7 protein-coding genes are annotated in these 6,954 nt (G+C 38.6%); 1 reads left to right on the top strand and 6 read right to left on the bottom strand.

Annotated elements, in window-relative coordinates:
- The first annotated feature begins 340 nt into the window (after nucleotides 1-340).
- A complete protein-coding gene (locus X919_RS0107720; protein ID WP_028899619.1) occupies nucleotides 341-1,264 on the top strand; it encodes a helix-turn-helix domain-containing protein in 924 nt (307 codons plus the stop codon).
- A gap of 46 nt (nucleotides 1,265-1,310) precedes the next feature.
- Here the strand turns inward: X919_RS0107720 and X919_RS0107715 are convergent, their stop codons facing one another.
- From X919_RS0107715 to X919_RS15115, 6 genes are all read right to left on the bottom strand, one after another.
- Nucleotides 1,311-3,101, bottom strand: coding sequence for a MutS-related protein (locus X919_RS0107715; RefSeq protein ID WP_081759442.1), 1,791 nt, complete (start codon nucleotides 3,099-3,101; stop codon nucleotides 1,311-1,313).
- 128 nt (nucleotides 3,102-3,229) lie between these two features.
- The gene (locus X919_RS0107710) at nucleotides 3,230-4,534 is read right to left on the bottom strand and encodes a Gfo/Idh/MocA family protein (RefSeq protein WP_028899617.1); all 1,305 of its coding nucleotides are present in this window, start codon (nucleotides 4,532-4,534) and stop codon (nucleotides 3,230-3,232) included.
- A 272-nt stretch (nucleotides 4,535-4,806) separates the two neighbouring features.
- A complete protein-coding gene (locus X919_RS0107705; RefSeq protein ID WP_028899616.1) occupies nucleotides 4,807-5,235 on the bottom strand; it encodes a hypothetical protein in 429 nt (142 codons plus the stop codon).
- Nucleotides 5,236-5,511: 276 nt separating this feature from the next.
- A complete protein-coding gene (locus X919_RS16110) occupies nucleotides 5,512-5,769 on the bottom strand; it encodes a hypothetical protein (RefSeq protein WP_081759441.1) in 258 nt (85 codons plus the stop codon).
- Nucleotides 5,770-5,900: 131 nt separating this feature from the next.
- Entirely contained in the window at nucleotides 5,901-6,302 is a 402-nt protein-coding gene (locus tag X919_RS0107700; RefSeq protein ID WP_253270115.1) for a hypothetical protein, read from the bottom strand.
- Nucleotides 6,303-6,613: 311 nt separating this feature from the next.
- Nucleotides 6,614-6,954 (bottom strand): RHS repeat domain-containing protein (locus X919_RS15115; RefSeq protein WP_036917615.1); only part of this gene is annotated, 341 nt, incomplete at its 5' end.

Below are 6,954 nucleotides of genomic sequence, written 5' to 3'. Positions count from 1 at the left end.
GGAAGCGCTGGCATAACCTTATGCTCGCGTCAACCCAAACAAGGAAGCGCTGGCATAACCTTATGCTCGCATCAACCCAAACGAGGAAGCGCTGGCATAACTTTATGCTCGCGCCAACCCAAACGGGGAACGGCTGGCATAAGGATATTACAGGGCATTCTGGCATGGCTCTTCGTTCGAAAACCACGAAACCCGCATGGCTTTCTCAGAAAAAAGCCGTATTTTTGCCCCATCAAACAAGCATTTTATAGCGACAACAGTGCACTTGCATCAGCACAAACCAGCTGAAAATGCTCCCTATAAAGCAGTCCTACATTCAACCCATTAACAAATATCACACATGGAAAAGGTTATCAAAACCTACGACATCAGCTACTTTGCGTACTTAAATCAACCGGCTGTCTATGCCGACGACAATTACTTTGTCGTTGCACCTGCGGAACAATATCCCGAATTAACGGGCAACATACGCATAGGCTGCCTGCTGATTTTGTTTTGCTTACAGGGCAATGTTCAACTCTCGCTCAACAACGAAACGTTTCATTTGGCAACTGGCGATTGCATCATTTGCCCACCCTATGCCATCATCAGCCGCCTCGAAATAGCCGAAAACACCATCACCTCCATGGTGGGCTATTCCATAGAGTCTGTTGCTTCGATGCTCATCGGCGGCGAAGAGATGTGGCATCTGTTTGCGCTATTAGCCAAGAAACCCATCATCAACAACACGCAACGCTATATTTATCAGCGCATGGACTACTTCCTAAGCATACTGCGCTACCGCACTTCCAACAATGATAAATATCAAAAAGAACTGTGCTACCACCTTTTCGCCATGTTGTTTTTTGATGTATTGAACGATTTCCACCTGCCACAAGAACAACCAAAAGCACACACGCCGCCCAATCGAAAACACTATCGGGCAGAGATTATCTATAAAGATTTTTTAATTCTGCTGACAAAGGATAATGGTCTTCATCGCGATGTGAAATACTTCTCCGACAAACTTTTCATCAGTCCAAAATACCTTTCATACACCGTGAAACGCTTCGAGGGGAAACCTGCACAAGAGGTGTTGTTGGAGCGCGCCGTCAACCGTGTGAAGAGCGAACTGAAATACACCGATACACCTCTGCAAGCTGTCTCCGATCTCTTCCAATTCGAGAACTACACCGCCTTCTGCAAATTCGTCAAAAAGAATTTAGGCGTGTCTGCATTGGAATATCGAATGGGGAGAAGAGTAAAGACGTCTTCTACAAAGTAACATTATCCTACTCGTATTGATTTTTTTACTATCCTATAAAGTGACATCATTTCTTTGTAGATAACATATGTAATAATATATATGACGCATTTCTATTTTTGCATATTCCTCTATTTATTTTATAAGTGTAAATAATTGGATCACTCAATTCTATCTCGAAACAATAGTTTTTGAATTTCAACTCGCCATAGTCATTTTCAAGCGAAGTTACCCCTATATCATGAGTGGCAACCATTACTGTAAAATCTCTTTTAGAAAAGAACTTCAACAGTTCTAATGTTCCATGTAATTTATCCTCTGAATTTGTTCCTTTCAATACTTCATCTAAAATTAACAAAGTGGGGGAATTAACTAAAACATAGTCTATAGCCTGAGCTAAACGATCGATCTCTGCATTAAAATAAGATTTACCAATTGTTACATTATCCTGTGTCCTCATACTTGTAAATAGTTTTATTTGAGGGTTAAAGGAAAACTTTTCTGCAAAAACCTTACATCCAGCATTAGCTAAAACAAGATTAAGGGCAACCGTTCTTAAAAAAGTACTTTTACCTGACATATTAGCACCGGTAATTATTGATATTGATTTTTCGTTCTGGATATAATCGTTACCGACAACATCCCTTGACATAATAAATGGATGATATATGTTTTGTACATTAACTCCCTCATTAGCAAATTGGGGAGTTATGGTGTTAGGATAATTAAAATTATAGTTAGCCAAGCTAATGAGTGCATCTAAATGTCCTATTCCAGTTAATAATTGAGGCAATTTTGAAAGATAACGTTTCTCCCATAAAGCAAATTGGAGAACGGTATATATATCTATAATTGCAAAACAATTAACAAATATCCATAACATAGAATTATTTCTAAAATGAAGCAGTTGACTCATAGAACGTAGTTTCGAAATAGACTTTCGTTGTTCCAAAAAATCAGCTTGGATATTGTTAAGAATCACACTATTGAATCTATTCTTAGTACATAATTCAACCATTGGAAAATATTGCAATATCGATGTAATTAATGAATTTATTCGATTCATTATTTTCCCGCTTCGATAGAAGAAAAACACACTCATCATTCCATTTATGAATATCATACTTATCAAAGTTATGAAAGTTATTTTAACTGGAATATTAAGTAGAGAATAGATTATTAGTAAAAGAGAAGAAACCGCTGTGATTAACCATGATATTCTTACAATCCACTTCAATATATTTACATTCAAATTTGTAGAACAAGCAGCAATAATCCTGTCACTAAATTGATTATCTCTTTTCCCAATACATTGGAAATCCAATCTAAATTCATTTAACCCCTCTAATTCGGAAATAGCCGCTTGACGGCGTAGTATTGCTTCCTTTCCCATCCCAACATTTGATAATATTTGTGCCAATCTATCAGCTCCCTCCTGAGTTATCGTCCTATTTATTCTGTGAAACAGAGAGTTTTCGCCAAAAATGTCGATATCAAATGTATAGGGATGATTCACAGAAATATATTTTATCCCATTGCTGTTGGTAAACACTCCTTCTAAGTTGCTTATTTCATTAGAGAGTACCCCAATCTGCTTTTGAATAAACCTTTGCTTATTCATTTCTTTATTATCAAGATACATCAATATGAGGTATATCATAAAGCAAATTACCCCACACAGCCAAACTATGTCTTTGTTTACATAATATATCCATACAACACAGGATGAAACCGCCAAGAAGAAAAACAACAACTTCCCAAAAAGAAACGTAGAACTTTTTTTTGTTATATGTTTCAATCTTTCATTATGACTGTCAATTTTTTCTTTATAATAATCTTTCGGTGTCATTTTTGCCATACAATATTGATTATAATTTATGATTATGTCCTTTTCCCATTCCTACTCATGTGGCTTTACAGAACACGTGCCTTGACAGTGTGATCTCATTATTCCTTATGTACGCAACCAACAAAACTGTTCTCATATCATTTAGTTAGTAAGGCCGTTTCCACAATACCTGCGCCGCGCGTGAAATCGGGTATCATCACAGGCATGGAGCCATGCGCTATGGAGCGTTTTGAAAGTTCGGCGATGCAACACCACTCCGCCAAATCGTACACATCCATATCCAACGGCAAACCTTGTTGCAGGCATTGCGCTAATCGCAAGTCCATGAAGTAGGACATGCCGCCACGCGGATCGAGCTGTTTGGCTAAGTTGATGGCCTCAGACGGAAAGGCCGGTGCGTAGTGTTTGAGCAGCATTTCTATTTGTGAAGCACTCAAAGGCGCGTTGCTATTGTCTAACGCTATACCAACTTTAGCAGCAGCTTCGGCAGTGAGCAACACTTCAGCGACAGGATATTTGGCGGCATAGCCCTGTGTACCCACCGCTTGGAACATGCGGCTGTAGGGTCGTGGCGTCATCACATTGTGTTGTATGAGGATGGTTTTACCCTTCACCGTGCGTATCATTGTAGACGTCTGGTCGCCATTGGCAAAACTATTGCAAGGCTCGCCCATCACCTTTTGATACATCCACCTACCCTGGAATGCGTTGGTTTGCATCGCTGTGAGATAGTGTAGCCGGTCGGTCCGGTGTATATCCAACAGCCTACAAGCTGGTCCAATGCTGTGAGTGGGATAAATATCTCCACCATTAAGGTGAGCATACGCCATACGCCAACGTGTCCAACGCTCGCCAATAGGATGTGCGTAGCCACCTTCCACATGCACAAGCTCGCCCAACAATCCTTCTCGTGCCATCTGACACACGGCCATTTCAAAATAGTCATACACTGCATTCTCTAGCATCATGCAGTGTTGCTGTGTACGTTCGGCCGTGTCTACCAACTTCCAAATATCATCTAAAGTGAGTGCTGCGGGCACTTCCACCGCTACATTCTTTCCTTGCTGCATGGCATGGACGGCTATAGGCACATGCGAAAGCCAATCGGTGCACACATAAATCAGATGAATTGTCTGCTGCTGACATAAATCACGGTAAGCCGTTTCGCCCCAATAAACAGCAGGACGCGGTTTCCCTAATTGCTCAACATGTTGTGCCGCCTCCTCAGCTGCTTGCCTTGAAACATCGCAAACCGCAGCAATCTCACATCCAGGAATATGGCACCAGCGCGTCACTGCTAACTTTCCTCGTGCCCCAACTCCCACAAAAGCCACTCGCAAATGGGGTATAGGAGGAAGCGTTAACGATAGAACATCGCGCTGATTCACAGCACGAGCAGGAACAGGAGTTTCTAAAGGATGCACAGCAGACATCATTTCCATTGTACTTGTATTTTTTATTTCTGTGCAAATTTACCTAAAAAAGTGAGAAGAAAAAAGGATGGCAAGATGAAAATATTACACAACCTTTTCCTGCGCCCGCCAATCCCTATCTGTGTTATTCGCTCTTTCAGAAAGCAATGTGCATTATCATCTTCTGTTGCCCATCTACCCAAGACGTTGTTACAAACATTCGTGCTTGATAGGTTTCGTGCTTTAACAATTCGGGATATTGCCCATTACCCTTATATGGATAATGTGCCGATTATCAAAGGCTATAAATTTGCATTGTAAATGAGAACTGTCCGGATTCTATTCCTCCAAACCCAAACCTGCAACCCATCTTGCTCAAAATCGTATACATGTTGCCATTGCCCTTTTCCAGATACTAACACATATATATTATCTTCACTATCTGGTTCTTTAGAGAACTCTGTAAGGAAATCTGTATACTTCATCCCTATCAGATTCTTATTATGAAATAGACAATATGAAGAACATATAATTGTATTTATTGAACCATCCGTATCACACCACACATTAATTTCTTCTCTCTTGAAAAAATAAGAAATGTTTGAAAATGTAGCTTCATCATACATTTTCTTTGTATGCTCTTGGCCTAAATACATATTGATATTTGAACCAAGGACGAAATCTCCATATGAAACATTGGGAATCAGTCCTATATGTTGTTTATATCTCATTATGAAATTACCGTTTTGTTGTACTTCTACTATGTTCTATTATGTAACGTCGTTCTTTCCTGTTTATTGCTTCGTACTTTTAATACCCATATAAGGGTAATGATGAACACCCTTGTATGGGTAAGTTCAAACAATCTATATATGGTTTACCATAGACTTGCAGTTTTAATATTATACATTCTGTTCTCTATTGCTATTGTGGCTTGCGTTTTCGTGCCACGTTTGTTGTTCTTTTTATTTTAGCAACTCCCAATTTGGAACATTAGTAAAAAATAATTATCTAAACTTTTTGGGGATATGTCTTTGCTGATTCTCCCATGACCACGTTGTGGCGCGTTTACTCTGTTCAAACCATTTGCAACCAGACTTTATCCAACTTTCTCTATACTCCTTAATTGATTTAATCGTGCTATCTTCATTACCAAACTCAACACCACAACAAGGACATATTTCATAGGTTGGAGTTTTCCCGTCATCTCCCCATGGCTCAAAACCTAATCTATACCCACAGATTCTACAATAGAATTTTTCCATAATGAATGTTGATTTTCTGAATACTTAGCACCTTATTCTGACTTGAACATAGTCTTAGAGTCTCCTTGAGAGTCCTTTTTTTAATGAGATATTTTTAGGAGTAATTGCTCCGCCACATTTCTCCAGTGCAACTATTTCTCATGTGCTTTGTAAAAAGATATTTCCTTTATAACTTTTTTCTTAGGTAAATCACGAATGTCATAGATTGTAACCACAATAGTATCGGGTGGAACTTGCCTTTCAAAATAATAATTAAGCGTGTACGGTGCTTCAAATGCAGGAATGTTATCTATTTCCCAAGTTTCTCCATAACCTTTGCTTTGCAAGTTATCACTACCTGATAAGATAATTATAAATTGGTAGCTATCTCTATCAACTATTAACGCTTCACTATTGTAATCTCTGTAATTATACGGATGCTCTACAAATGATCCTTTTATGTGAATACATATACTATCAAATACTATTGCAGTTCTATCCGTTTTATATATAGACACAAGCGCACCTCGACCTTGAGATTCTGCTGCAGACATACTATTTGCAATTCTTAAAGTCTTTCGTTTATAAAAACAATTACATGAAAACAAAGCATTTATAATTAATATTATCAAAGTAGTCGATAAAATGATCTTCCTCATAGTATACAAATTGAATAACACTGCCATAACTGATTTTTGTATATAAATAGAATAATTCAAGTATAAAAAACAGCAATCAGCATAACATTGCTGCCTGCTGGTTCAAATATGCTATCGTTTAATAGTTTGACCTTTATTCTGCTTTTTAATCCTTGTATATATAAGATTAGGAGTTTTTCTGTCAAAAATTTTATTCACGAAATCTCCTATCGAATCCATGAAAGGAGTGGATTATCAGCACCAAAGCTATAAGGTGAGATATTATAATATTTTTCTGCAAATCTATCTACACTCATCCACAAACTCAACCTCGGCTCATAATACCGTGCACCATAGTAGTACCTACCTGTTTCCTCATCAAATTCCTTCGCATTAAAGAGATAAGGGGTATTCCAAGTATTGTTGCGCTCTTCTATGAACACTTCACCGAACGGTACATACTCGATGTGCTGTGATACTTCGCCGTCCAAGTTGGTAATGTAACTACTGCTACCCAAATGGTCAGGATGGTAGTAGAACTGCATCTTCTCGTAGTCGTCATTGTCCT

This window comes from Prevotella sp. HJM029 (assembly GCF_000599605.1).
Classification (GTDB): Bacteria; Bacteroidota; Bacteroidia; order Bacteroidales; family Bacteroidaceae; genus Prevotella.
The sequence above is the reverse complement of the archived record's forward strand: the minus strand, read 5'-3'. Positions and strand labels throughout refer to the sequence as shown.

What these genes read in the sequence shown, in the direction of transcription:
- X919_RS0107720 (WP_028899619.1), top strand. Translation starts at nt 341, where the DNA reads ATGGAAAAGGTTATCAAAACCTACGACATCAGCTACTTTGCGTACTTA.
- X919_RS0107715 (WP_081759442.1), bottom strand. Translation starts at nt 3,101, where the DNA reads ATGGCAAAAATGACACCGAAAGATTATTATAAAGAAAAAATTGACAGT.
- X919_RS0107710 (WP_028899617.1), bottom strand. Translation starts at nt 4,534, where the DNA reads ATGGAAATGATGTCTGCTGTGCATCCTTTAGAAACTCCTGTTCCTGCT.
- X919_RS0107705 (WP_028899616.1), bottom strand. Translation starts at nt 5,235, where the DNA reads ATGAGATATAAACAACATATAGGACTGATTCCCAATGTTTCATATGGA.
- X919_RS16110 (WP_081759441.1), bottom strand. Translation starts at nt 5,769, where the DNA reads ATGGAAAAATTCTATTGTAGAATCTGTGGGTATAGATTAGGTTTTGAG.
- X919_RS0107700 (WP_253270115.1), bottom strand. Translation starts at nt 6,302, where the DNA reads ATGTCTGCAGCAGAATCTCAAGGTCGAGGTGCGCTTGTGTCTATATAT.